The organism is Polyangium fumosum, from assembly GCF_005144585.1.
Lineage (GTDB): Bacteria > Myxococcota_A > Polyangia > Polyangiales > Polyangiaceae > Polyangium > Polyangium fumosum.
The window spans coordinates 170,283-194,706 of the sequence record NZ_SSMQ01000011.1 but is presented as its reverse complement, the minus strand read 5'-3'; the positions used below and the strand labels follow the sequence as shown (position 1 = coordinate 194,706).

Annotated in this window: 16 protein-coding genes; 2 read left to right on the top strand and 14 right to left on the bottom strand. The window is 69.4% G+C overall.

Features of this window, described 5'->3' with window-relative positions; all coding sequences use genetic code 11:
• Nucleotides 1-438 precede the first annotated feature (438 nt).
• Nucleotides 439-4,389 carry a hypothetical protein gene (locus E8A74_RS13425; protein WP_136929372.1) on the top strand — a complete coding sequence of 1,317 codons (3,951 nt, stop codon included), beginning with the start codon at nt 439-441 and terminating at the stop codon, nt 4,387-4,389.
• A gap of 2 nt (nt 4,390-4,391) precedes the next feature.
• On the opposite strand, the gene E8A74_RS13420 is transcribed toward E8A74_RS13425, so the two are convergent.
• The 5 genes from E8A74_RS13420 to E8A74_RS53905 form a co-directional block, all read right to left on the bottom strand.
• Entirely contained in the window at nt 4,392-5,837 is a 1,446-nt protein-coding gene (locus E8A74_RS13420) for a hypothetical protein (RefSeq protein WP_136929371.1), read from the bottom strand.
• Nucleotides 5,838-5,980: 143 nt separating this feature from the next.
• Nucleotides 5,981-7,504 carry a hypothetical protein gene (locus E8A74_RS13415; protein ID WP_136929370.1) on the bottom strand — a complete coding sequence of 508 codons (1,524 nt, stop codon included), beginning with the start codon at nt 7,502-7,504 and terminating at the stop codon, nt 5,981-5,983.
• An 11-nt stretch (nt 7,505-7,515) separates the two neighbouring features.
• Entirely contained in the window at nt 7,516-8,349 is an 834-nt protein-coding gene (locus E8A74_RS13410) for a hypothetical protein (RefSeq protein ID WP_136929369.1), read from the bottom strand.
• Between the two features lie 2 nt (nt 8,350-8,351).
• A complete protein-coding gene (locus tag E8A74_RS13405) occupies nt 8,352-9,629 on the bottom strand; it encodes a hypothetical protein (RefSeq protein WP_136929368.1) in 1,278 nt (425 codons plus the stop codon).
• A 41-nt stretch (nt 9,630-9,670) separates the two neighbouring features.
• Nucleotides 9,671-10,903 (bottom strand): hypothetical protein, encoded by a 1,233-nt coding sequence (locus tag E8A74_RS53905; protein WP_211365351.1) that lies wholly within the window; start codon nt 10,901-10,903, stop codon nt 9,671-9,673.
• A gap of 231 nt (nt 10,904-11,134) precedes the next feature.
• On the opposite strand from E8A74_RS53905, the gene E8A74_RS13395 reads away from it, so the two are divergent.
• Nucleotides 11,135-12,634: a kelch repeat-containing protein gene (locus tag E8A74_RS13395; RefSeq protein ID WP_136929367.1), complete on the top strand. Its 1,500-nt coding sequence runs from the start codon at nt 11,135-11,137 to the stop codon at nt 12,632-12,634.
• A gap of 176 nt (nt 12,635-12,810) precedes the next feature.
• Here E8A74_RS13395 and E8A74_RS13390 read toward each other — a convergent pair whose 3' ends face one another.
• The 9 genes from E8A74_RS13390 to E8A74_RS13350 form a co-directional block, all read right to left on the bottom strand.
• Nucleotides 12,811-14,298: a hypothetical protein gene (locus E8A74_RS13390; RefSeq protein ID WP_136929366.1), complete on the bottom strand. Its 1,488-nt coding sequence runs from the start codon at nt 14,296-14,298 to the stop codon at nt 12,811-12,813.
• Entirely contained in the window at nt 14,295-15,782 is a 1,488-nt protein-coding gene (locus E8A74_RS13385) for a di-heme oxidoredictase family protein (protein ID WP_136929365.1), read from the bottom strand. Before E8A74_RS13385 ends, E8A74_RS13390 begins: the two co-directional genes overlap by 4 nt.
• Nucleotides 15,779-17,257, bottom strand: a complete 1,479-nt coding sequence (locus tag E8A74_RS13380; protein ID WP_170229104.1) for a di-heme oxidoredictase family protein — start codon at nt 17,255-17,257, stop codon at nt 15,779-15,781. The genes E8A74_RS13385 and E8A74_RS13380 overlap by 4 nt, the downstream gene beginning before the upstream one ends.
• Nucleotides 17,258-17,273: 16 nt before the next feature.
• The gene (locus E8A74_RS13375; RefSeq protein ID WP_136929363.1) at nt 17,274-18,302 is read right to left on the bottom strand and encodes a hypothetical protein; all 1,029 of its coding nucleotides are present in this window, start codon (nt 18,300-18,302) and stop codon (nt 17,274-17,276) included.
• A gap of 304 nt (nt 18,303-18,606) precedes the next feature.
• Nucleotides 18,607-20,583 carry a serine/threonine protein kinase gene (locus E8A74_RS13370; protein ID WP_136929362.1) on the bottom strand — a complete coding sequence of 659 codons (1,977 nt, stop codon included), beginning with the start codon at nt 20,581-20,583 and terminating at the stop codon, nt 18,607-18,609.
• 96 nt (nt 20,584-20,679) lie between these two features.
• A complete protein-coding gene (locus E8A74_RS13365) occupies nt 20,680-21,246 on the bottom strand; it encodes a hypothetical protein (RefSeq protein WP_136929361.1) in 567 nt (188 codons plus the stop codon).
• Nucleotides 21,243-21,806 (bottom strand): hypothetical protein, encoded by a 564-nt coding sequence (locus E8A74_RS13360; RefSeq protein WP_136929360.1) that lies wholly within the window; start codon nt 21,804-21,806, stop codon nt 21,243-21,245. Before E8A74_RS13360 ends, E8A74_RS13365 begins: the two co-directional genes overlap by 4 nt.
• Nucleotides 21,806-23,911 (bottom strand): DUF3570 domain-containing protein, encoded by a 2,106-nt coding sequence (locus tag E8A74_RS13355; protein ID WP_136929359.1) that lies wholly within the window; start codon nt 23,909-23,911, stop codon nt 21,806-21,808. Before E8A74_RS13355 ends, E8A74_RS13360 begins: the two co-directional genes overlap by 1 nt.
• A complete protein-coding gene (locus E8A74_RS13350) occupies nt 23,890-24,423 on the bottom strand; it encodes a hypothetical protein (RefSeq protein WP_136929358.1) in 534 nt (177 codons plus the stop codon). The genes E8A74_RS13355 and E8A74_RS13350 overlap by 22 nt, the downstream gene beginning before the upstream one ends.
• Nucleotide 24,424 lies beyond the last annotated feature (1 nt).

The window sequence follows — 24,424 nt, the reverse complement described above, 5'->3', positions numbered from 1 at the left end:
GAAGAGCCGCGCAACAAACCGACGTGGGAGCCGCTCCCACGGACGTGCCCTTCGCTCCTACACGCCCGAGTGATGAGAGCTACATCACACGCCTTCCTTCAAACGGAAGCGCGGTTCCCTCAAACGGAAGCGCGGTTCGCTCAAACGGAAGTGCGGTTCCCTCAAACGGAAGCGCGGTTCCCTCCTGCGGAAGAGCCATTCGCTCGTAGCTCGCCCGCGGTTTCTTCCGACACGATCGCTTTTTCTTCCCGCACAGCGGCGCGGCCTTCCGGCACACCTGCCCCGGCTTTCGGCTCATCTTCCGCGCTGTGGGGAGCGTCCTCCGCCCCGAGGGGGTCGTTCCACGGACGAGGCGACTCCCCTTCCCTCGACATCCCTTGACACGACGCCCCGCCCGGACCTCCGATCGTCCGAGAGGCACACCTCCTCCTCACGCGCATGGCCAAGGACAAGAAAACACGACACGGCTCGCTCGACCCCGAGGACGTCCTCACAGGCCGCTCACGTCCAGAGGCCCGCGATCTCGTCCTCCTCATCCGCGAAGTGAACCCCACCGACCGCGGGCTCGATCGGCGCGAGACAGCACGGCGTTACGCCCTGAAGAGCCGCCTCCAGAGCGTGCTCGTCACGCGCTTCCGCGAGGCGATCGAGATCCGCCCCGAGCCCGACGAGCCCGGCGTCGTCCTCCTCCACCATCGCCCGTCAAACCTTGACGCCTGCCACGCCGTCATCGCGGAGCTCGACGACGACGCGCGATCCTTCGTCCAGCGCGTCGTCGACACGGCATCTTTCCCCACGATCCCGCCCCCCGAAGCACCAAGGAAGACCACGCCGCGGCCGAACGAAGCCACACGCGCGGGTGGCGCCGTCCCGGACCTCCTCCACGCGGCCGAGGAGGCACTCGCAGCGTACGACTACGAGCTCGCGCGGACGCACCTCGAAGAAGCACTCGCCCGGAGCGGAGGTGACACGCAAGCCGCAAGCGCGCTCCTGTCGCTCCTCGTGGCCACGCTCGGCGTCGATGCAGAGGCGCTTGCCCTGGAGGCCACGCTCCCCGCGGAGACGCTCGCGGATGTCGATGTGCGTCTCCTCCTCGCACTCGCCGCCGCGAGGCTCGACGAGCGCGCACGCGCCCTTCGCCTGCTCCCTGCCGCGAGCACCAAGGCCCCCCCGGCGCGTATCGCCGAGGTCTTCGTGGCGCTCGCGAGAGGCGCGCTCACGACGGGAGACCTCGTCTCTGCCGCAGACGACATCACGCGGGCGCGAGCCCTCGACGTGGCCCATCCGGAGCTCGTTGGCCTCGCGGCCGCGCTCGCGAAGGCGCGGGCCACGACACGAGGCCCCGCGGAAGCGGAAGCGACGCGGCTCTTCGCGGAGGGAGATCTCCACGGCGCAGAGGAACACGCCCGCGAGATCCTCGCGCATCACCCGGAGAGCGAGGCCGCCCGGAGGATCCTTCGTGCCGTCGAGGAGCAAAGGAAGCGGGACGAGGCGCGGCGAAAGCTCGACGACGCATGCGACGCGCTCGATCGCGGAGAACCCCAGCAAGCCGTCGCGCTGCTCGAAGCGGCGAAGGGCCTCGGGCTCCCGGAGCACGAGGCAGCGCCCATCGAGCAACGGATCGCCGTGAAGCTCGCGGCTGCGCGCGCGCAGGAAGAGGAAGCGCACGCCGCCGCGATCGCTCGGACGATCGGCGCGGGCGCGATCGCCGAGGGGCTCGCCGCATACGCCGCGTTGCCCGCCCCGGGGCGCAGCAGGGTGAAGGAGCTCGCGGGCTCGAAGTTCCTCGCGTGGATGGATGCCGTCGCGCCGCCCGGCGAGGGCGCGAGGGCAAAGCCGGCGGTGGCCGCGGTCGTCGCGCTCCACCGCGCCGCAGAGCTCGCCGAGCGCTCGCCGGAGATGGCGATGGAGCTGCTCGACGGGCATGCGAAGGTGCTGCACGGGTTCGGGCCCGCGGAGGACATCCAGAAGCACGCGCGGGCCGCGCTCGCGGAGGAGCGGCGGCGAATCGCGATGGGGCGGATCGAGGCCGCGCGGCGAGCGATGGCCGAGGGCGAGTTCGCGCAGGCGAGCAAGCTCCTCGGCGAGGTGCAACGAAAGGACCTGCCGGAGGACGAGCTCGATCCCTTCGATCGGCTCCGCGCGGAGGCGCAGCGGAGGTTCGAGCGGCAGACGCTCGCGGCGTCGCTCGATCAACTCCGGCGCGAGGGCGACGCGCTGCGCGCGCTCGCCGTGTGTGAAGAGCTCGCCGCGCGCGTGGAGGGCGCGGAGGCGGCTCGCATCACGTCCCTGCGCGGAGAGATACGCGCGGAGGTGCGGCGCCAGTTCTCGGTGCAGGTCGAGACGTTCGAGGGAGACGAAGCCCCAGCGGCAAAGCTCCACGACGCACGCGTCCCGCCGCGGTGGAAGTGGGAGACGATGCTCGTGCGGATGCGTGACGGGCGCGAGGAGGTCGTCCTCATCGTCCCCCAGACGAGGGATGCGTGGGTGTTCGTCCGCGTGATCGACATGGCGACGGGGGCGCTCCTCACGCGCGTCACGCTCCGCGCGCCGAACCCGATCGAGCTCTTGACTGCCGCGATCCGCGACGGACGCCTGCTCCTCGTCGGCAGGCGCGCGAGCCTGCTCGAAATCGACATGGATGACTGGACGGTCGAGCGCTGGTGCTCGAACGTCCTCGGCAACGGTGACGCGGTCCTGCCGACCCAAGCGTTCGAGGACGTCGACGCGATGATCCTACCCGAGGTGCACGTCGAGGAGGCGACCGTCACCTCGGATGGGCGGTGGCTCTGGCTCAACACGCTGTCGACCAGCAGGAAAGACAGCCTTCGCCGGCTCCTCTCCGTCTACGACCTCGCGGACCTGCGGCTCGCGCGCGAGATCCGCGAGCATCGCGCCACGCGCGTCCACTCCGGCGCGGTCGTCGGATCGAAGGTACCTCGCGTGGTCGTCTGCCAGTTCGACGACGACAAGGACGAGGGCCGCACGACCTTTTACGGCTCCCGTGGGTCGCCCTCTGGCCCCACGTTGCCGAACGACGCGCTCCTCGCGCGCTCGGTCGTCGCAGCCCCGGACGGCGAGCGTATCGTCGGCGTCACCAGCGATCCCGAAGGCCCGAAGGACCCTCGCGCCGCGGGGTGGGGATTCTTCGAGATCGACGCCCACGGCGCGCGGCCCATCCGTCTGTTCGAAGGCGTGCACGCCGTGCGCGAAGCGACGGCGGTCGCAAGCCTCGACACGGGGATGTGCTTCGTGCTGTTCGACCTCGAGGACGATGGGCGCTTGCTCTTCGGCCTGGAGGACGGAGAGGACGGACTCGCGATCAAGTACCGGGTGCGGGTGCCCCGGCGGGCGCAGATCGCAGGGACCGCCGACGGGAGGCGCGCGGCGCTGGTCGTGGCGTACGACGATCACCACGAGATCGTGCCGCTCGGCTCGGTGCCCCCGAAGGCCGTCACGGGCGAAGCCATCGCCACGTTCCAGTTCCCGAGCTTGCCGAGGAGCACGGTGCACGCGAAGCACCTCGACTGCCACAAGCCCACGGGGAAACACCTCGCGGCGGCCGTCGCGGAGGAGCGCGCGCTCCGGCGGGAGGGCAAGCAAGGGATCGCTCGGCGCATCGCGTGGGCGCGGCGGAAGGCAGGCCCCGACGAGGTCTTGGCGCTCGAGCACGCGCTCATTCGCCTCCACGAGGGGACGAGCGCAGGGTTCGTCAACGCGCTTGGATGCGATCGGTTCCCCGAGCATCCAAGGATCCGGCTGGGACACAGCCGGTCGCTCGTCATCGCCGGACGGTGGCGCGAGGCGCTGGATCACCTCGCGGGCGTCGATTCTTCGCGCTTCCGCGAGCCCACGGAGGCCAAGCACCTCCACCACATGCGCGGGATCGCGCTGATGATGCTCGACGAACCGGAGGCGGCGCTCGTCGAGCTTGATCGCTCGGCCGCATTCGAGGAAGGCAAGTGCGAGCCCCAGGTGCTCATCCCGCTCTGCGTGCCGCTCTCGGAGGAGAGGTCATGGACGCCCGCGCAAGCCCTCACGCGGGACTACCTGCGTATCGTCGTCGCCGCAGACGAGGCGCTCGCGCGAGGGGACGCAGGCGCGGCGCTGCGGATCCTCGACGTCCCCCTCCTCTGGGAAGCGAACGAGCTCCAGAGCATGGCGCGGCTTGCGAAGGCGCTTCTACATGAGCAAGACGAGGGCGCGCCGGTGGATCGATTCCGGAAGGCCCTCGCGCTCCTGTCCTTCTGCGAGCTCTTCGACGCGAGGAACACCATGAACCGCCGCGAGATGCCCCTGCCACGCGCGACGTGGGACGCCGAGCGCCTGTCCATGCTCGCGGTGAAGGCGCGCATGTGGGTGGAGGACGCGCTGAGGCCCCCGGCCTGACATCACCACGGGAACCACTCCCCCGGGATCGTCTGCCACGCTGTCGGCCTGCGCGGATCTCCCTCCGGCATCACGAGCGAGCCGACGAACTCCGCGTGCTCGTACACGCTCCCGATCGACCGGGCGATCCCGTCGAGATCCGCCTCGTCCACGACGCCGTTGCTCGTGGCCTTGTAGAACTGCACCGTGACCCGGATCGGGAACTTGGGATCCCGCACGAGCCGGAGGTTGTGCCCCTCGTTGTAGGGCCCGAGGTTCGGGCCGTGGCCGAGCACCGCCTGCTCCACGTCGCTCTCCTCGGCGGCCGCGCTGTCGGCGACCTTCTTCGACGGCTTGGTCGTGGCCATGGGCATCGGCGCCCCGGCGCTCTTCGGCACCGGCATCGTCGGCACCGCGCCGCCGAGCACCCCGCGCTGCGCGTGCACGAGCGGCACTTGCACGAGGAAGAGCACGTCCGCTCCCTTCGCGAGCGCGCTCTGATCCGCCTCCGTCTTCGGCCCGCCTTGCGCCTCGATGCGCGCCTTCACGTCGCTGCGCCGCTCGGCCGTGAACGAGGCGCGCTGGCCCTTGTTGTTGAAATAAAGCTCCTGCCCCATCCCGCGGATGCCCATGTCCTCCCGGCGGTTCTCGATCACGCTGATGCTCGTGCCCTCGCGCGTCACCAGGAGCGTGAGCACGGCGGGTGATTTCGGGGCCGACTGGTAATTGAAGATGACCGGGTTGAACTCGGCCTTGCCCGATTTCGGAATCGGCAAGAACACGGCCTGCGCGCTCACCAGGAAATGCGAGTCCCGCGGCGCGAGCAGGTTGCCGCTGCCGAGGATCGAGCTCGGCAAGCTGGCGAACGCGCGAATGTCCTTGAGCACGTCCTTGAGCGGCACCGACTCGATCGACCCGCCGCCCGCCTTCTGGTTGCCGACGCGCACGAAAAACCGGTCCGCCGGGATGTCGCCCGTGCGGTCGGTGAAATTCGGAAAGCGGATCACCGGCATCAACGCCGTTCGGAAATCGCTGCTGCCCTCGTCGCGGAACCGCACCTGCAGCGTCAAATCCGAGATGTTCGGTCCGAGCGAAGACCCCTGGGCCCGGCCCGTGTCCTCCCACATCACGTTCATGACCGACAAACTGCGGCGCTGCGCCCCCGCCATGACGTTGCGATCGCCGACCATCGACTCGACCCGCGTGACGACGCTCGGGTAGTCCACGGTGGGCGCCGGCGCCGGCCCCACGATCCCCCATTCGGTCGGCCCTGTCGCCACCTCGGGCGCCGTGCCGGTCGTGATGCCCGTGGGCGCGGTCTTCGCCTGCTTCTCCTGCGTCCCCTGCGAGGGGAGCGGCTCGGCGGCCTGATCACTGCTCTGCACGACCACAGGCCCGCTCGCGCACCCGACCGCGAGCCCAACCCCCGCGGCGCAGAACGCCGCCACCATCACCATGCTCCGCTTCATTCGCTCCTCCTCGCCTCCCCACAACGCTCGGGCCGGCCACGACCCTACACTTCGTCGTCCGCGCGTGCTTCGACGTGCATGCCCCACAAAAGACTTCGGCCGCGGATCGCTCCGCGGCCGAGGTCACCGGATGCCCGGCTCGGTCACACCTTGTTGACGAGCGCGGTGATGGCGTTGCCCTTGTAGAACTCCGTCACCTTCTTCATGTCGCCGTTCGCAATCGCGTAGAGGATCGCGGCGCTCGCGGCGTGCACGGACTTCATCCCGTTGTACGGGGTGCTCAGGCCCGTCGTCGGGTCGATACCCATGGCCGTGTTGTTGGTCTTCGGATGACCGTGCCAGCCGGCCGGGAGGTACCCATTGCCCATCACGTAGATCCAGTTCGCGCCGCCGGGCGTCGAATCGGGCCACGCGTTCCGCGTGAGCGGGTCGTGCGGGTGATCGCCGTGGACCGTGGTGATGACGGTCTTGTCGAGGTTCTTCGCGGTGCAGGCCGGATCCGGCGCCTTCGCGAGGTCCTGGTAGAACCGGTCGAGGAACATGCCGTAATACTTGATCACGTTCCGCGCGCCGGGGAGCTGCGCGAAGGTCTCGTGCGGATCGGTGAAGATGCCGCCGCCCGTCTCGGCGACGACGCCGATGATCACCTGGTTCGTCAATCCGAGCGCGAAGGCCTTCTTCGTGATGATGAGGGACTTCGCCAGGTTGAGGAGCCGGTCCTTGCCGTTCTGACCGCCGAAGAACTCGCTCGCCGCCATGCCCTGGACCGCGCTGGCGCCGTAAAAGTCGAGGTCCTCGGTCGACGGCCTGAGCTGATCGGCGAGGTTTCTGCCGATCAGGTTCGACGCCTTCTTGGCGATGTCGAGCTCGCGCGCCCAGGTCGGGCGCCCGGCGGCCTCGCGCAGGCCGAGGATCGCCTTGTAATAGGTCTCGAACATCGACTTGTCCTCCTGCGCGAGCAGGATCGCCTTCGACGCGGCGCTGTTGAACAGGTCGACCATCGAGTCCGCGCTCGGCACGATCGAGAGCGTGGGCGCGCCCGGCGCGGAGCCAATCGAGGCAGGCGCGACGCCGATCGACGGGAGGATCGAGGTCGTCGTGCGTTGCAATGCGCCGATCGCGGCGAAGAGCGTGACGCTGCTGCCGACGACGCCGTCGCCGCTGTTGTTCGTGTTGCCGGGGAGCGCGCCGTCGATCGTGATCTGGCGGAGCGGCTTTCGGTGATGCACGGCCGTGTCCGCGACGAGGAACGCGCTCATCGGCCGGTGCACGGTCTGCGACGCCTGATCGACGAACGGCGCGTCCGGGCCGTAATACATCGGCCGGTCGGCGGCGCCGTTCTTGAAATACGAGTTCTCGTCGACGTAGTTCGTCATGAAGCCCTGGCCGACCGCGTCGTACGCGAAGGCGGGGTTCATGGACGCGGCGACGTCGGGCAGCGGCCAGATGAGCTGCCAGAGGCAGAAATTGCCGCCGCCGGAGACGATACCGACGTGGCGGTTCGTCTCGCCGCACGCCTCGGCGGCGAGCGCGGTGCCGCCCTCGTCGGCGATGAAATTGAGCAGCCGCGAGCGCTCGAGCGCGAAGCCCGCGCCCGCCGCGGCCATCAGCCGGAGGAAGTTCCGGCGCTGGGGGCCGCGCAAATCCTTGAGTTTGTAGTTTGCCATGGCCCGTTCTCCTACTCGCAGGTATGCGCCGCGCTCAGGAACGCAGCGACGGTGAGCGCGCGCTTGTTCGCGAGATCCTTGGGATCCGCCTTGTTCGCCTGCTCGATCATCAGGTTGCAGAGGTCCATGTCGTCTTCGGTCGCCGGGCGGCCCATGATGCAGCTCAGCGAGTTGTAGACGCACCGACCGGTGGCAGCATCGAACATGGGATTGCCCACGCCGTTGATCTTGCACTCTTCGGCGTTCTCGATGTTCTGGATGATCTCGGGCGCGGCCTGGATGAAGATGTCGAGCACCTTCGCGGCCGCCGAGATCGTATAGAAATACGACTCGCCCATGCGCGCGTCGAAGTTCGCCACGCCGAGCGAATCCTTCGTCGCCGCCGATTTGTAGAGCTGGCCCGCCGTCGGGGGCTGACCCGCCGCGGCCATCTTGTTCAGATCCACGCCGCGCGTCGTGAGCAGATCGCCGAGCGCCGCATACGTCATCTTGCTGCAGGAGTGCAGCCGCGTGCGGATCTCCGGCGGACCTTCCGCCGCGCGCTTCTTCAGGATCTCGAACGGATCGTCCTGGCCCGCTTGCGTCGGGTCCATCGGGTGATGGAAGTTGTTGCTGCCATTCTCGCTCGTCTCGGGATCGCCGGTCGATTGCGCGCCCGCGCCGGCCGAGCCGCCGCCGTTGCCGCCCGCGCCGCCCGTGCCACCATTGCCGCCCGCGCCGGGACCCGACGTGGTCGGCTCGCAGTCCTCGCCCATCGGATCCGCGCTGCCGAGGCACGCCGCGAATCCGAAGCCGATCGTGAAGAACAGGCCGGGCAGCGCCCAGCCGAGGAAGCTCCGCGCCATGATCAATACCTCACGAAGTCGTCGTGGACGAACGCGGCGCGGATGATCTCGCGCAGGTTGTAGTTGGTCTTGAATTGCTTGACGAACGGGTCGATGACGCTGTCGGGCACGTCGGCCAGATCGTAGACCGCGTCGCCCTTCGACATCGCGTAGTTCCAGACGCGGACGACCGCGCAGCGCGCGACCTCGTCGTCGGCGGCCATGCGCTGGCCGTACTCGAGGAGGTTCGCCGCGGGCTGGCCGAACTTGAACGCCGTCGTCTCGCCGGGGGGCAGGTAATCGCTCTGCTTGACCTTCGGATTGCCGTCGATGGGCACCGTGGCCGAGAACTCGAGAATGCCGTCCATGCCGGCGGCGGGCTCGACGTACTTGCCGCTGTCGTCGTAGGCCGCGAAGAGCGGGGCCCGGTGGTTCATCGAGCCGTGGCAGTTCGCGCAGATCGTCGACGAGTCATCGAGGAAGTCGACACGACCGCCGTTCGCCGCGCCGGCAATCGATTCGAAGGGCCAGGGCGACGTATAGAAACCACCGCCCCTCGGCTCGGGCGTGCCTCGGTATTCGGCCGGCATCTTGCGACAGGAGAACGTCTCCTGGATGAACCGCACGCGCCGGAACGCGAGCGCGCTCGCGTACTGCGCCATGAGGCCCGCGTCCGAGAGCACGCCGGCCGCGGGCGCCGCCGCAGGGCCGTTCGCGCAATCGGCGGCCGTGAACGTACCGGCCGCCGGGTCGAACGTGGGACAGGTGCCGCTCGTCGCCGTGAAGATCTGCCGGTAATCGCCGCCCTCGACGGTGATCTTCGCCGCGAAGAGCGGCGCGTTGTTGCGGTTCGGCGTCTCGTTCGGGGCCATGGCGCCCGAGCGGAACGTGTTCTTCCAGTAATCGAGCATCATCGCCGCAAAGCGCGGCGACGCCATGTACTGGTCGACGAACGTCTCGTAGACCTGCTTCGGATCCGAGGCGCTCCGGACGCCCTCGATTTCATCGTTCTTCGGCAGCTTGCCAACGAGCTTGAGGCTCGCGGTGCGCAGCGCCTCGCTGTACGCGACGACGCGCTCGTCGAGCACGGTCTTCACGCCGCCGCCCGAGCCGGTCGTCTGCCCGCCGCTCGTCGTCGGGTCGCCGCCCGAGCCGCCATTCCCGACGGTGGCCGACGCCGTGGATCCGCCCTCTCCGCCCGCGGAGGGCGGACAGGGCTTGCCTCCATTGGCGGGCGGCCCGCCGAGGAGCTGGTTGGGATCATCGGGGTTGCACGCCGAAAGGACCAAAGAAAGTCCCATCAGCGCGGTCCCGGTCCACGCTCTCTTGCCCCATTTCATTGTCATTGCTGCTCCGCCATGATCCAAGGCTCCACCTTGGTCTTGAAAGCGTTGTATGCGTTCAGATCACCGTCGAACTTGTACATGTGCACGATCGGCTGCACCGGATCCGTCACCTGCAGGATCTGGCTCGCGGCGGAATCGCCCGGCTTGATGCGCGCCCGTACCTCCTGGCAAGCCGCTGAGGGCATCATCACGTTGAGCTCCGACAGATCCATCGTGCCCTTGGCCTGCGGGTTTGCCCCGCCATGACATTTCATCATGCACGTCTGCATGGCCGGCACGACGTTCTGCTGGAACGTCACGAGATCGTTGCAGCCCGTCCCCGGGCCCGCGTTGCCCCCGTACACCTCGATGAGCTCGAACGCGATCCCGACGTACGCCCCCTTCTGCCAGTTCGTCAGGACGACCTCCCCGGTCCCGAGCGTGTTGTTCCCGCCGAGCGTGAACGTCTGGTCGAGGTTCGAGAAGCTGTCGACCGGATCCGGATCGCCCGGTTGTCCCGGCACGTAGACCGTGAAGACCGGGTGCACGATGTGCAGCGGCTTGTTGATGACGGGGTGCACCGTGATGTTCGTCAGGCGAAGCATCGTGGGCGCGTCGCTCGTGCCGCCGAGCGCCTCCGCGAAGAACGCGATCGACATGTACTCGAAATCAGCGCCGAGCGCGTCGAGGTAAACCGTGTTCAACGCGCCGCCCGGCAAAGGCCGGAACGGACGCACGCTCGGCCCGATGTCCCCATTGCCCTCCGGCAGCCCATCGGCCTCCGCCGTGAGCCACGTGAGCACGCCAGGCTTGACGTTGTCCGGGATCCTCGGCGCCTCGCCGCCGCCGTGGTTCGCCGACTCGGGGTGCGTGAGCAGAATGCTCTGCTCGGGCGCCTTCACCACGATCCCCGGCCAGAACGTAATCGTCTGGTACCGCTCCTCGGGCGTCGTCCCCGCGAGGAACGGCGCCGGCGCCGAGCCGCCCTTCTTGTGGCAAATGTTGCAATTCGTGACGAGGTCCGGCTCGATTTTCAGGAAAAGCTCGTACGGCGTCGGCCCCGTCGGCCCGCCGCCCCCGCCTCCACCCCCGCCCCCGCCCCCGCCCGTCGCGCCGGTCCCCTCCGACGAGCCTTCCGAGTCATTGCTCGAACACGCGCTCATCCCCGCGACCGCGACCACAACACTGAGCGACAGGAGCAGCCCCAGAATGGGGCGGCCCGCGGATCCGATTTCACGAGAAGTTTTCACTGCCATAACAAGGATCGAGGGTGATCCGGGTGGATCGATGCATGCCCACCCGGGGAGGCCCGGGAACCCGAGGGCGCGCGCCTCTTCCGGCATCGATCCGCGCACCCTCGCCTCGATTCGTCTCGTCTCGAGGATCGAGGACGAGCGAGATCAGGTCCGGATTATGCGCCCCTATTCCCGCCATGGGAAGGAGTTCTTGATGCTCGAAGGCATCCTTGGTACCGAAAAAGGATGTCCCAACGCCGCGCGTCGCTCGCCCTCGCGAGCACGCTCCTCGCCGCGCTCGCCGTGTCGTCGGTCACGAGCTGCGTGCTCATCGCCGAGATTGATTACGATCTCATCCCCGAAGACACGGATGCCCCGGACGCAGGCTCCGGCGGCGGCGCGCCCGACAGCGGCAGCGACGCAGGCTGCACCTCGGACACGGCCTGCGACGACCAAAACCCCTGCACAGCCGACGCCTGCACCAACGGCGCGTGCGTCACGACGCCCCTCGCGATAGGCACGACCTGCGGCACGCCAGCACCCTGCGTCGAGAGCCTCACCTGCGACGCCGCAGGCGCATGCGCGCCGAAGCCCGTCACGACGGACGACGGCGATCCCTGCACGACCGACGCCTGCGATCCGCAGACAGGCGCGATCTCGCACACGGCCGTCGGCGGCGCTTGCCTCGCGTGGGTCCCGTTGTCCCAGGAGAACGCGCCGTCGCCGCGCTTCAACCACACCGCGATCTGGACCGGCAAGCACATGATCATCTGGGGCGGCGAGCGCAGCGGCCCCGATCCGCTGCTCGGCGACGGCGCCCGCTACGACCCGACGGCGAAGACATGGACGCCGATGAGCAGCGTCAACGCGCCCTCCCCGCGCTTCGGGCACACCGCCGTCTGGACGGGCCAAGTCATGATGGTGTGGGGCGGCTATTCAACGAACGGGATGGTCGGCTCCGGCGCAATCTACAACCCGGACACGGATACCTGGACGACGATCCCGACGATGAACGAGCCCACGCCGCGCATCCGGCACTCCGCCGTCGCAGCAGGCGCGTACATGATCGTCTGGGGAGGCACCTCGGGGAACAACCAGCCGCTGCTCTCCGGCGGCCGCTACCACATCCCCACGAAGACCTGGTCCCCGACGACGACGATGGGCGCGCCAAGCCCGCGCACGCAGCACTCCGCGACCTGGGTCGGCGATCGCATGGTCGTATGGGGCGGCATGGACTTCTTCGATTGGCTCGGCGACGGCGCGATGTACTCGCCGCTCGACAACGCATGGACAGCAAAGACCTCCATGACGAACGCCGCGTCGTTCCGCGAATCCCACACCGCCGTATGGACCGGCTCGGAGATCTACATCTGGGGCGGCTGGAACGGCGGCCCGTACCTCGACACGGGCGCGATCTTCGCGCCCCAAACCGGCGCGCAAGGCACATGGACGCCCATGACCACCACAGGCGCGCCAAGCCCGCGCCGCTCGCACGTCGCCGTGTGGACCGGGTCATCGATGATCGTCTGGGGAGGCTGCGGAGATCTCGTCTGCACCGGGAGCCTCGGCGACGGCGGGCGATACACACCCGGCATGAACGGAGGGACCTGGGAGCCCATCCCCGAGGTGCCCGCGTTGAGCACACGCCGCGACGCAACCGCCGTATGGACAGGCTCGCGGATCCTCGTGTGGGGCGGTCGCGACGCCGCAGGCGCGCTCGGCACCGGCGCCGAAGCGCAACCCTGAATAGACATTGCCACAGCAAAACCGACGCGCCTTTGCATCGACCGCATCGCGGTCGATGCATGTGCGGTCCAGGGCCGTGCCCTGGTCCGGGTCGAGGGGCGGACAGCCCCTCGTCGGGTCCGGGGTGAAACCCCGGCGCCACGCTGTGCCAGTCCCCTCTGACAAACCCTGACGGCTCAGAGGGCGAGCGTCGCGAAGAGGACACGGCCGACGGTGGGTTCGCCGTGGATCCATGCGACCACGGCGCGATCGCCCGGGCCGCCCACGGCCACGTGCGGCGTGAGCGCGTGATCGCCCGCGGGCGAGAGGACCTCGAGGAGCCCAAAGCCCGCCGCGCTGCCACGCCGCGCCGCAACGCGGAAGTGGTCGCCCACCTCCTCGCTCCACACCACGATCACGCCGCCCTCCCGGCCGACCGTGAGCACCGGCGTGATCGCCTGCGTCGCGCCTTCGGTCGAAAGCACGAGCGGTCGATCCCCCGGATGAATCCAGACGCCGTCCGGCGCGCGCTGCGCGAGGTGCACGACCGGCCCCGCCCCCGTGTCCTCGGACCAGGTGACGTACAAATGGCCCAGCCCATCGAACGCAGCCCGCGCATCTCGGCACTTGCCCTCAGGCCGCGAAAACGTGTCGGCGAGGTCCGCGGGCCGCGTCCAGGTGCCGCTCGCATCCCGCGAGGCGAGGTACACCGCGACGCCCCCCTGCCCCGTCTCCTGCGTCCACACCACGACGCCGCGACCGTCCTCGGCGAGGGCAGGCTTCGGGTTGCAAATGGGATCGTTGTCGATGGGCGCGCCCGGAGCCGAGAGATACGCATCCACGCCGGGGCGTGAAAACGCGCCCTCCGCGCCGAGGCGCTCGCTCATGAACGCCATGAGCTGGGCGCCGGCCGACTGGTACCAGGACACGAGCGCATCCCCGCGGCTGTTCACCGTGATCTGCGGCGCGTTCGAGAAAAACGAGACCGGCGAGAGCACGTCGTCCTCGGCCGAAGGCCCCTCCCACGCCTCGCCCGGGCCTCTCCTGCGCGCGATCGCGACGCCGAAATGGGAACCGCCAAACCACTGGTTCCACACGTGCAGCATCTCGCCCGAAGGCCGCGTCGCGAGCCGCGGCTCGTACGCTCGTATGCCGAACGAGACGCGATCCGCAGGCGACATCGGATCGGTCCACGTCCCATCGGGCGCACGTTCACTCCGGTGGACATCGCCCTCGCCGCCCGTGATCGACTGGCGCCACGACACGACCGCGTCGCCCGCCTCGCCGCCGAGCACGACGCCCATGCCGGCAAACCCGGGTAGCGCGGCGCTCGGCTTGCGCAGGGACAAACCCGCGTCCGTCTCCTCGGCCACGACGAGCAGGTCGGCGCCGGGCGCGGTCGCCTCGTCCCACACGAAGAGCGCGCGGCCGCGGCCGTCGATCGACGTGTACACGCGGCGCGCCCCAGGGCCGCTGATCGCTTGCGAAGGCGCGGGGTAGGTCCAGGTGCGGGCACGACAAACCTCCCCGTCTGCCACGGTCCACGCAGGGCAGCAGCCGCCCTCGGGCAAGGCGCGCGTGGGGCCGCAGGTGCAGGCGGCGGGGTCGTCACAAGCGACCTCGACCTCGCCGCATCCGAGCGCGCCGAGGCCGAGGAGAAGCAAACATGCGCTGATACGTTTCATGGAACGGAGAGCCGGCGAGCCCGGGTGAGCGAGGTGAGGAAGACGCGAAGATCGGCGCGCTCGGACTCCGAGAGCGCGGCGAACGCGTCGCGCGCGGCCTGCGCCTCGCCGCCGTGGAGCAGGATCGCATCCTCGAGGGTCGGCGCGCGGGCGTCGTGCAGGTACGGGCGGCTCCGCGCGACGCCCCATAACGGGCGCGTGAGAAACGTGCCCGGACGAACCCCGCGATCCGCCTGCTTCTCCGCGAGCCCGGGCCCCATGTCGTGCCGCTTGAGATCGCTGTAGAGGTAGACCCGCAGCGGGCCTCCGTCGAACGGCGGCGTGATCCGCGGGGCCGCGGCGTCCGCGGCGAGATCGACGCGGACCTCGGCGCCGCCCTCTCGGCTCGGGAGCGAATACACGGCGCTGTCCAGCGGGAGCGCGGGGATGTGGCAGCTCGCGCAGCCGAGCGCGTGAAAACGCGCCTCGCCCGCGCCGAGGTGCACGATGTGATCCTGATCCTCCGGCGGATCCACGACGGGCACCTCCTGCATGGCGAGGAAGAGCGCGAGCGCGGTCACCTGGCCCTCGCGGATCTCGTCCGCGACGCCGTCACCGTCGGGGTCTGTCCCGCCAAACGAGCCGATGCGCGCGGGCTCGCCGTGCGTGACGAGCCACGTCGATTGCATGCCGTGGTGGATGTTGAGCTCGTCCTCGACGACGTCGCGCAGCGAGGCGAAATGCCCCTTCCAGCCGAAAGGTTTGACCACGAGATCGGTGTCGACGCCGAGCAGGCTCGTGCCGTCGAGGGCGCCGTCGGGCCGAGCTTCGAGCTCGCCGAACGCGACGCCCTTGGCGACGAGCGGGCCACGCGCGGGTTTGCCCTCGGCCTTCGCCTTCCCGACGAGCGCGTCTCGCGCGCGGGCGAGCTCGCCGCTCATCTCGCGGGCGACGAGCTCGACGAAGCCCGCGCCCACGAGCGAGGGCGGGTTCCGGGCGAGCGCGCTCGATTGCCGATCCCCGTCGCCGGCGAGATACGTGTTGTCCGCCGCGTCGCCCGCGCCGCCGGGGCCGCCGCGCCAGTGACATGAGTCGCACCGCATGGCGTCCGGCCCGCCGCGGCGCCCCTCGTGAAAGCGCGCGAGGTGCGGCCGATCCTTGCCGCCGTACCCCATCGCAGGCGTGAAGGTCGCGTGGAAGATCTGCGCGCCGAGCTGGAAGATCTCCTCGGGCGAATGCACGCCCGCCTCGAGATCGGCCTGCTCGACGCGGATCGCACGGGCGAGGTGGCCGGGATCGGCCGCGTCGAGGAAACGATGCTCGCGCCTGCGCGCATCACGCGCGAGCGCGTCGTACGCTTGGCGTTCGAGGTCCGATTCGAGGTCTGTCGTGTACACCCCGAGCGCGCGCGCCGAGCCTTTCTGAGCCGTGGGCACGGGCGCCGGATCGAGCGCGCACGCCGCGAGCGTGGTGGCCACGAGCGAGAGGACGAGCGCGCGCCTCATTGCAGCACGTGGACCTTCGGCTCCCGCGTGAGCGAGAGCAAAAAGACGTGGAGGTCCTTCCGATCCTCCGGATCGAGCGCGCGGAACGCGTCACGCGCGGCCGTGGCCTCGCCGCCGTGCGCGTCGATGGCCTCGGGGATCGTCGCGGCGCGGCCGTCGTGCAGGTACGGCGCGGTCTCGGCGAGGCCCCATAACGGGCGCGTGAGGAACACGCTGCGCGGGACGTCCCCGGCTCCGTCGTGGGGATCGGCGAGCCCTTCGCCCATGTCGTGCCGCTTGAGATCGCTGTAGAGCCTCACGAGGCTCGTGCCCCGCGGCTGATCACCGTCACGCATGAGGTTCAGCTCGACCGGAGGGCCGCCGGTCGTATCGGGCCACTCGTCCCACCGCACGTTCATGAGCGGCAGTTCCGGGCTGTGGCAGCTCGCGCAGCCGGCCTCCTCGAACACGGCCATGCCGTTCGACCAGCGCGTGCGCAGCGCCGGATCGTGCGGCGGCAGGATCACCGGCGTCTCCAGCATCGCCATGTACACCGCGGTCGCCGTCAAGATCCCCTCCTCGATCTCGCGTTGCACGCCGTCGTTATCAGGATCCCACCAGTTCGGCCCCGCGCCGAGCCGCGGCACGTCGGGCTCCACTTGCCACTGGAGCGCGAGTACGTGCGACTGAACCCCGAAATGAATCCGCGCCGCGTCCTCGGTGAAGCGACGCAGCCGCGCGATGTCGCCCTTCCAGCCGAAGGGTTTGACCAAGAGATCCCGATCCACGCCGACGACCGCCGACGTATCGAGCGAGCCATCCGGGTGCGCCGTGAGGCTGCCAAACGAGACGCCCTTCGATTCGAGCGAGACGGTCACGTCGGTCCCGGTCTCCGCGGCCTTGGCGAGCGCGGCGCCCCGCGTTTGTCCGAGGTCGGAGGACATCTCGGCGCCGAGCGCCTGGACGAACCCGAGGCCGAGCACGTGCGGCGCGTTTCGCTGGTTCGCCGACGAGGCGCGATCGCCGTCGCCGAGGAGGAATGCGTTCTGCGTCGGCGCGCCCGCGCCGTCGGGCCCGCCGACGGAGTGGCACCCCGCGCAGGAATACGTGTCGAGCCCGCCGCGCACGCCCGAATGCACGCGCGAGAGCCCAGGCAAAGGTCGATCCCCAAAACCGTCCTCGCCGCGGAACTCGTGCGCGAAGAGCGCGTCTCCGAAGGCGAAGAGCCGTTCGAGATCGTAGGCGCCGAGATCGATGTTCGTCTGCAGCGCGAAGATGTGCTCACGATCCTCGCCCTTCTCGGCGGCTTCGAGGAACTCCTCGACGCGCTCGCGGGCGGCGAGCTCGATCGCGGCGCCGATGGCCTCGTCGAGCTCGAGGGAGGAAGGGGCGTCCCCGTGGGGCCAGGGAATGGGCTCCTCGCCCCCGGCGGCGACCAGAAGGCCGGCCGCCAGGGGGAGGATGAGCGCGAATCCGAAGCGGCGGAAGGCGCTCATCACCCAACACCTCGCGTCAGGGGCTCTGGCAGACGGGGAAGCAGCACGGGATGTAGCGCTGCACGCTGCCGCACTCGAGGCCCGGGCCCGCGCAGCCATCGGCCGGATTGCCGGTGAAGCACGCGTTCGAGTCGAGCGTGAACGCGCCCGCGATCGCGCCGGCCGAGTTCGTGATGGTCACGAACTCGCCGTCGTCGATGTGGTTCGTCATGTACGTCCAGTTGTTGCAGCGGCCGCCCGCGCCCACCGCATAACTCGTGCCGCCGATGGTCGCCATCGTGGTGCGATTGACCCACGCCGTGATCATGCCACCGGCCGGGACGCCCGTGGTGATCTTCGCGACGTCGACCGGGTGCGCGGCCTGGTTGTTGAAAATCTCGGCGAGCTGCTCGTAGTCGCACACGCCCGCCGCGCCGATCGCCTGGCACATCTTCGTGCCGGCCTCGTAGCCGAGGCTGCCCATGTAGCTCCACTGCGAGGCCTGCGGCGCCGCCGTGAAGCCGCTGAAGATGAGCTTGCCAGCGCAGGGATCGACGGGGGCGTCGGGGCCGCCGTCGTCCGGGATCTGGCAGTCGTCGGGGCACATGTCGCCGACCTCGTTCTGGCCGTCGTCGCAGTCCTCGCCCGCCTGGACGATCTTGTCGCCGCAGTACGGCTTCTTGCACTTGTCCGAGCACTCGTCGTCGGGGACGCAGTTGCCGTCGTCGCACTCCTCGCCCGGATCGAGCGTGCCATTGCCGCAGACGACCGCCGTGGAGCCACCTTCCACGCACGTGACGGGGCCGCCGCCGCCGCTGCCACCGCTGCCGCCGCTGCCGCTGCCGCAATCGCAGGCCTCGTACCCATTGCCGGCCGCGTTGCAGACCTGCACGCCCTCGAGCCCGCCGCCGCAGATGCACGCGGCGGTCGATCCGGGAATACAGCCGGTGGGGCCGCCCGAGCCCGAGTTCGTGTTGTCTCCTCCGCTGCATGCCTGCGCGAAAAACGCCGCCAAGCCGAGCGCAGTCAACGGAACGAGAATCGATTTGATAAAGCTATTACGCATGCTCCACTCCCGATGCTTTCCCCACGACGCCGTACGCGATGGACCAGTTTGTTATTTAAACAAGGGCGCGTCGGTGGGTCAACACATAAATGTCGCGAAAAGCCCGTCCCATAGGCCTCGCCGAGGGGGATCGCGTAAATTCATTCGCAGTCAAACAGATGCGTGAACACGCGACACGCGGTGCGTGGCACGAGTATGGATGTACCGCAATGCGTCGTGAGGCAGCCGACGCGCCGGGGCTCGTGTTCGCGCGTTTGGTGCAATGGGCGGGCAAGCGCGTGAATCGCGCCGGCCCTTCCCGCCTTTACTGGAGCTTGAACATCGCCATCGCGGTCTCGCCGCCCTTGATGGCCACGCTCCGCGATTTCGTAGCGCCGCTCGCAGGCTTGCAGCTCACCGAATAGGTGCCCGGCGAGAGCGAGAGCTTGAGCGTCGACGTGGTGCCCTTGGAGGCGCCGTTCACCGAAAACGCACACGTCCCGCCGACCGCGACCGCGACGAGCGTGCCGTTGCCGCCGCCCGCCGCAGGCGCAGCCGTCGGCGTCGCCGTCGCAGGCGGCTTCGCCGTGCTCGTGGCCGTCGCCGTCGCCGTGGCTTTCGGGGTCGCGCCGCCGCTCGGCGCCGTGCCCGCGGGCGCGCTGCCGCCCCCCGTATTGCCGCCGGCCGCAGGTTTGCCGACGTTCGGATCACCGGCCGGAGGCGTGTTCACCGCGACCGGATCTTCCGCCGTTGGAGGCGTGGTCTCGGTCGTGGCCGGAGGCGGCGCCGTGGCCGCCGGCTCGGCCGTCGTCGACGGCGGCGCCGCGACGGCCACAGGCCCCGCGCTGTCCGCCGTCGTGCCCTCGCCGCCCTTCTTGTCGCCGCCGACGAGCAGGAGCACGAGGATCACGGGCACAAGCACGGCCGCCGCCGCGAGCCCTCCGAAGAGGATTCGCCGATCCCTCTTCGGCGCGAATGGGTTTGGCTCGACGACCCCGCCGCCCGGGCCCGTTCCCGGCGGCGAGATCACGGCCCCCGAGGGCGTCGTCGGATCCGGACGCCCCGGGGCCCACGCGCTTTGCGCCTGAAGCGGCCCCCCCTCGGGAGCCCCCATCCCGCTCGCCGCGCCCCCGAACACGGGACCCCCGCCGCCCCCCGGGAACGGAACCGTCCCCGCTTTCGCGTCCTTGGGCGGTCCGGGCGGCTGCGGGACGAAATCGCCGGCGAGGAACATCGTCCGTTCCATCTCGCCGAGCGCGGCCGCGGAGCTCTGGATCCGCGTGACGGACTCCTCGTCCTCGATGTCCGCCGCCTGGCCGCCCGCAGAGCCGCGCGGGGGCGGCATGGGCGTGGGCAAGGGCGGCGGCGGCACGGAGCCGGTCTTCTTGCGTTGCTTGGCCGCGTGCGTGATCGCGCCGATGCGATCGATGATCACCTGCCCCTCGGCCGTCACGTACGGCCGGAGCGCATGCGCGAAGCCGTGCACGTTGGCGAAGCGGCCATCGACGTCCTTGGCCATGGCCCAGCCGAGGATCTGGTCGATCTCGGGCGGCAAATCGCGGCGGACCTGCGTCACGGGGCGCGGCTCCTCCTTCGTGATCTGCAGCATCAACATCGCCATCTCGCCCTCGAAGGGCGGGCGCGCCGTGAGCAGGTAGTAGAGGATCGCGCCGAGCGACCACACGTCGGCCCGCACGTCGATGCTCTTCGCCTTGCGCACGATCTCGGGCGAGGAGTAAGGCGAGAGGCCGAGCATCGTGGTGGCCGTCATCTCGCCCGCCATCGGCGCGGCGACGTCGCGCATGAGCTTCGCGGTGCCGAAGTCGATGACCTTGAGGAAGGGCGCGCCGCCGACACGCGTCGTCACGAAGAGGTGCTGCGGCTGGAGCTCGCGGAAGATGATGCCGTGCCCGTGCGTCTCGGCGACGGCCTCCGCCGCCTGCAAGACGAGCAAGCAGGCCTCCTGCAAGGGCAAGGGGCCGCGGGTCTTGGCGTGCGTGGCGAGGTCGGTGCCTTCGAGGAACTGGCGGACGAGGTAAAACGTGCCGTCCTGCTGGGTGCCGACGTCGATGATGCGCGCGACGTGCTCGGACTCGAGCTTGGCGAGCGTGCGCGCCTCGCGCCGGAAGCGCTCGAGCTCTTTGTCGTCGGTCTGGCCCGCGAGCAGGAGGCGGATCGCGACCCGCTGATCGAACTCGGTGTTGAAGGCCTCGACGAGGACCCCGTGCCCCCGGCCGAGAATGGTCCGGATGCGGTACTTCCCGGCCACGAGGCCGCCCGGGCGAATTTCGTCAGGTCGCATGTTTCGGATCGTGGCGGCGTCGAGGAAAGCCGCGGGGCCATTCTGGCACGTCTCGGGTCTCGGTGGGTACTTCCCGCGATCGCTTCGCAGGGTCCCCTACTTGAGGGGCTCGATCGCCGCCGTGCAAGAGGCCGCCACGGTGGCGGCGTCCTTGAAGCCGAGCCAACCGAGGATGCATAGATCCCCGGGATCCTGCTCGTTCACGATCTTGCCGCCCTTGTGCCGCTCGAGCCCCCGCGCCTTGTTGACGAGCAGGAGCTTGTCGGCCGTGGAGCCGAGATCGTCGACGACCTGCTGCATCGCCGCGGGATCGAGGTTGCAGACGGCCGCGTAGTTCGATTCGAGCTCGAGCTGCGTCGTCGAAACGCCGCCGGAGACGTTGTTCTCCGCCGGGTGGCGCAGGCCGAGCTGGCCGTAGATCCGCATGGGGCGCGTCGCCTGGCCGTGGCAGTCGAGGGTGCCGCAACGACGCTCGAGATACGGCGACACGCTCGCCGTAAAGACGGCCGGGTTCGGACACCCGTACGCTTCGAGCCCCGCCTCGCCCACGCAGCTCGAAGCCCCGAAGCCGAGGCCGAAGAGCCCCGCCGCGAGGACGCCGAGCGCCGCGAGGGAGCGCCGGCCGAGCGCCTTCCGGAGCCGTTCACGCACGTTCCGCCTCACGGCGCACCTCCACCACAAATCGAATCCGTGTCTCCGTCATCGACGATCACCACGCCGGCCGAGTCATGCCCGGCGCCGTTCCCCGGCCTGTCGTCCGAGGGCAACTTGTGGCACGCGGCGCACGAGCCCTCGCGGCCGATGATCGAGTTCATGCTGCGCTGCCCGGCCCTCACCTTGAGCGGGAAGGTGAGGTCGGCCCATTTGTCCTTCTCGATGTAGAAGTTGCCGGCCGCGTTCGTGCACGCGAAGCGCGAGGGCCCCGCCGAGTCGAAGATCTCGACCTTCACGTTGGGCGCGGCCGCGAGCGCGCCCATCGCGTTCTCCTTGTACACGGTGCCGGCGATCGCGAACGCGGGCGCGGCGGCGCCGTACGTGGAGTGGCAGGACAAACACGGCTGACCGGGCCGGTGCAGCGCGCTCGGCGACCCCTGCTCCGCGGGCAAATCGTCGAGGACCTCCTGCGGGATGGGATCGTTGCCGTTGCAACCAAACGCGCCCACGCCGAGGACGACGGCGAACGAGAGCACGGCGAACCTTCGCCCGTGCGACACGGGGACCATCAATCGACCTCCAGCTCCAGGGTCACGGCGGTGAACAAGCCGAACCGGTTGAAGACGTAGATGTGGTCGAAGTACTGGTTGTAGAGGCCCTCGACCTGGAGCTGCGCCGAGAGCACCCGGGCGAGCGCGTACCGCGCGTTCGCGCCGAGCGTGAAGCCCATGAGCGCCCCGAGCTCGCGATCACTCGAGCGGAACTCGGGGACGTTCCACCCCGTCGCGCTCTGCGTGGCGACGTAGGCGCGTTTCCAGAAGTCGACCGACGACTGGATGTTGAAGCGCAGGTGGCTGCCGAGGCGCAGGTCGTCGTTGACGTCGAAGAAGAAGCGCGCGTCCGTGGTGCTCGCCATCTGCCCCCACGTATCGACGTAGACCCGCTCGTCGCCGCGGATCGTGGTCTTCTCGAAGCGCTTGGCCGCGCGCCCGACGAGCGCGAAGCGGCTGCGCTCCGTGGGGAGCTGCTCGAGCGGCGCGAACGGCAAGCGGTTCTGGCTGACGACCTGGCGGGTCGCGCCGAGCGGGACGCGATCGGCCGTCGCCTGCGTGAACATCGGGATGTGGCGGTACGGCTTCGAGGTGTCGCCAAAGACGAGCTCGGCCGTGCCACCGACGACGACGATCGTGCTCGGATCGATCACGAGCGAGACGCCCGCGTCGATCGTGTGCCGCAGGATGTCCTCGCGAAACACCTCGAAGGGCGTGCCCGCGCGGCTGAGCACGTCGAAGCCGACGTTGTACGCGAGCGTCGGCGTGACCATCTTGCTCTTGAGGTCCGTGCTCACCGCGACGCCGACGCTGCGCGCGAGGTAGTCCGGCTCGACCGAGACCGCGCCGTTCAAGCCGATCTTCGCGGGGCCAACCTTGAAGTCACCCGAGAGCGATCCCGCGAAACGCCGCTCGTTCCACCGCCGCGACGCCGTGGCCACGATGTCGGGCGACGCCGTGCTGACGACGTCGACGATGAAGCTGCCGCCGACCTGCCAGCCCGCGGTCGGGTTCTCGCCGGAGATGTAGGCGGCGGGCGACACGACCGTCGTGCTCAACGTGTCGGTGTAGAACATCGTCTCGACGCCGGCCTTCAGCGTGAAGCCGCGGCCCTTGCCGCCCGTGTCGATGCAGCGCTGCATGTCGGCCGGCGTGCGCGCGGCCTGCATACACTGGAAGACGGCGCTGTTGTTGCCGCCCGCGTTGCCCTGATCGACGTTCACGGTGATCTGCTCGCCGCGATCGAAGGCCTCGGTCGACTTGTACTGCGTGGGGAACTTGCCGCGTTTGCCCTTGGCCTCGATCGTGGCCTTGCCCGGGTTGTGCGGGATCGGCTGCTTGACCTTGTCGGCCGGGACGACGACGCCGTCGATCTTGATCTCGACCTCGCTCCACGAGCTCGGGATCTGCAGCGTGATCGTGGGCGTGTCGATCTGGAGTTTTTCGAGGAGCGCCTTCGCCTCTTCCCCGACGGCCGCGTTGTTCTCTTCCTCGGCGAACTTCGCCGCGATCTGCGCGTCGGCGGCGGCTTCGAGCAAAAGGCCGCCCGCGTCCTGGCACTTCGCGAGCATCAGTTTGCCCGCGGCGAACTCGCTCGACGTCGCCATCTCGGCGATGAGCGTCTGCATGCACCCGCTCCAGTCCTTCTGGGCGAGCGCCCCCTGCGCCGCGGTGACCGACGCCATCTGCTGCTTCGTGGGCGGCGGGCGCGCCGGCCCGAGGACTTGCCGGGCCTCGGTGAAGGTCTTCTCGAGCTCCTTCGTCGCCCACTGCTTGTCGAGCTTGACGTTCGCGTCTTCCTTGAGGGCCGACTCGAACGCCTTCTTCGCCGCGTCGAGCTTCTTTTTGCCCGCACCCTGCACGACGCCGATCGCCATCTGGATCTCGGCGCGCACGCTCGGCTCGCAGGCCTTGCCCTTGCACGCCTTGAGCGCGGTATCGAGCCGCGAGAGGGCCTTGTCGTACTTGCCCTCGACGAACTCGTTCATCGCCTCGGCGACCGCGACGAGCCCATCAGCATCCTTGTCCCCCGCGTACGAGGGCCCGGCGTCCGTGAGCCCGACGAGCGCGAAGACGGCCGCCGGCAGCAGGAACGCGCGGATCAGTTGTCGGGCGCGCCGCACTTGATCCACTCCTCGATGGTGGTGAACTCCATCTGATTGATCCGGGCATCGTCGACGGTGTCGTCGGGATCGACCTGCGGCATGAGCGCGCCGCAGTTCGGGGGCTTCACGACCCCCATCTCGACACGCAGGTTGCAGAGCATCTTCGAGTCTCCCGGTGTTTCACACGCGATGTACGGACCGCCGACCACGCTGATGTCGAGCAGCTCCCCGCGGAGCTTCTTCGCGTCACCCGCGGTGAGCGTGAGCGTGCCCGCGCCCATGCCGTGACACTGGGCGTCCGCGCACTTGCCCTTCGTTTCGAGGATCGGGAGCACGTCGCTCGCGAAGCTCACGGCGCATGAGGGATCACTCATGCACGTGCCGCCACCCGAGGACGAGGTCGCCCCCGCGCCTCCCACGACCTTCGCCGGATCGCCGTAGGGCGGAATCTCCTCGGTGGCGCATCCAGCGATCGCCATCGGGAGCGCCGCAATCGCGGCGAGAAGAAGGATGGATGAGGGCTTGTGCATC

What these genes read in the sequence shown, in the direction of transcription:
- E8A74_RS13360 (WP_136929360.1), bottom strand. Translation starts at nt 21,806, where the DNA reads ATGGTCCCCGTGTCGCACGGGCGAAGGTTCGCCGTGCTCTCGTTCGCC.
- E8A74_RS13395 (WP_136929367.1), top strand. Translation starts at nt 11,135, where the DNA reads ATGTCCCAACGCCGCGCGTCGCTCGCCCTCGCGAGCACGCTCCTCGCC.
- E8A74_RS13420 (WP_136929371.1), bottom strand. Translation starts at nt 5,837, where the DNA reads ATGAAGCGGAGCATGGTGATGGTGGCGGCGTTCTGCGCCGCGGGGGTT.
- E8A74_RS13405 (WP_136929368.1), bottom strand. Translation starts at nt 9,629, where the DNA reads ATGGGACTTTCTTTGGTCCTTTCGGCGTGCAACCCCGATGATCCCAAC.
- E8A74_RS13375 (WP_136929363.1), bottom strand. Translation starts at nt 18,302, where the DNA reads ATGCGTAATAGCTTTATCAAATCGATTCTCGTTCCGTTGACTGCGCTC.
- E8A74_RS13350 (WP_136929358.1), bottom strand. Translation starts at nt 24,423, where the DNA reads ATGCACAAGCCCTCATCCATCCTTCTTCTCGCCGCGATTGCGGCGCTC.
- E8A74_RS13380 (WP_170229104.1), bottom strand. Translation starts at nt 17,257, where the DNA reads ATGAGCGCCTTCCGCCGCTTCGGATTCGCGCTCATCCTCCCCCTGGCG.
- E8A74_RS13385 (WP_136929365.1), bottom strand. Translation starts at nt 15,782, where the DNA reads ATGAGGCGCGCGCTCGTCCTCTCGCTCGTGGCCACCACGCTCGCGGCG.
- E8A74_RS13370 (WP_136929362.1), bottom strand. Translation starts at nt 20,583, where the DNA reads ATGCGACCTGACGAAATTCGCCCGGGCGGCCTCGTGGCCGGGAAGTAC.
- E8A74_RS13415 (WP_136929370.1), bottom strand. Translation starts at nt 7,504, where the DNA reads ATGGCAAACTACAAACTCAAGGATTTGCGCGGCCCCCAGCGCCGGAAC.
- E8A74_RS13425 (WP_136929372.1), top strand. Translation starts at nt 439, where the DNA reads ATGGCCAAGGACAAGAAAACACGACACGGCTCGCTCGACCCCGAGGAC.
- E8A74_RS13410 (WP_136929369.1), bottom strand. Translation starts at nt 8,349, where the DNA reads ATGGCGCGGAGCTTCCTCGGCTGGGCGCTGCCCGGCCTGTTCTTCACG.
- E8A74_RS13390 (WP_136929366.1), bottom strand. Translation starts at nt 14,298, where the DNA reads ATGAAACGTATCAGCGCATGTTTGCTTCTCCTCGGCCTCGGCGCGCTC.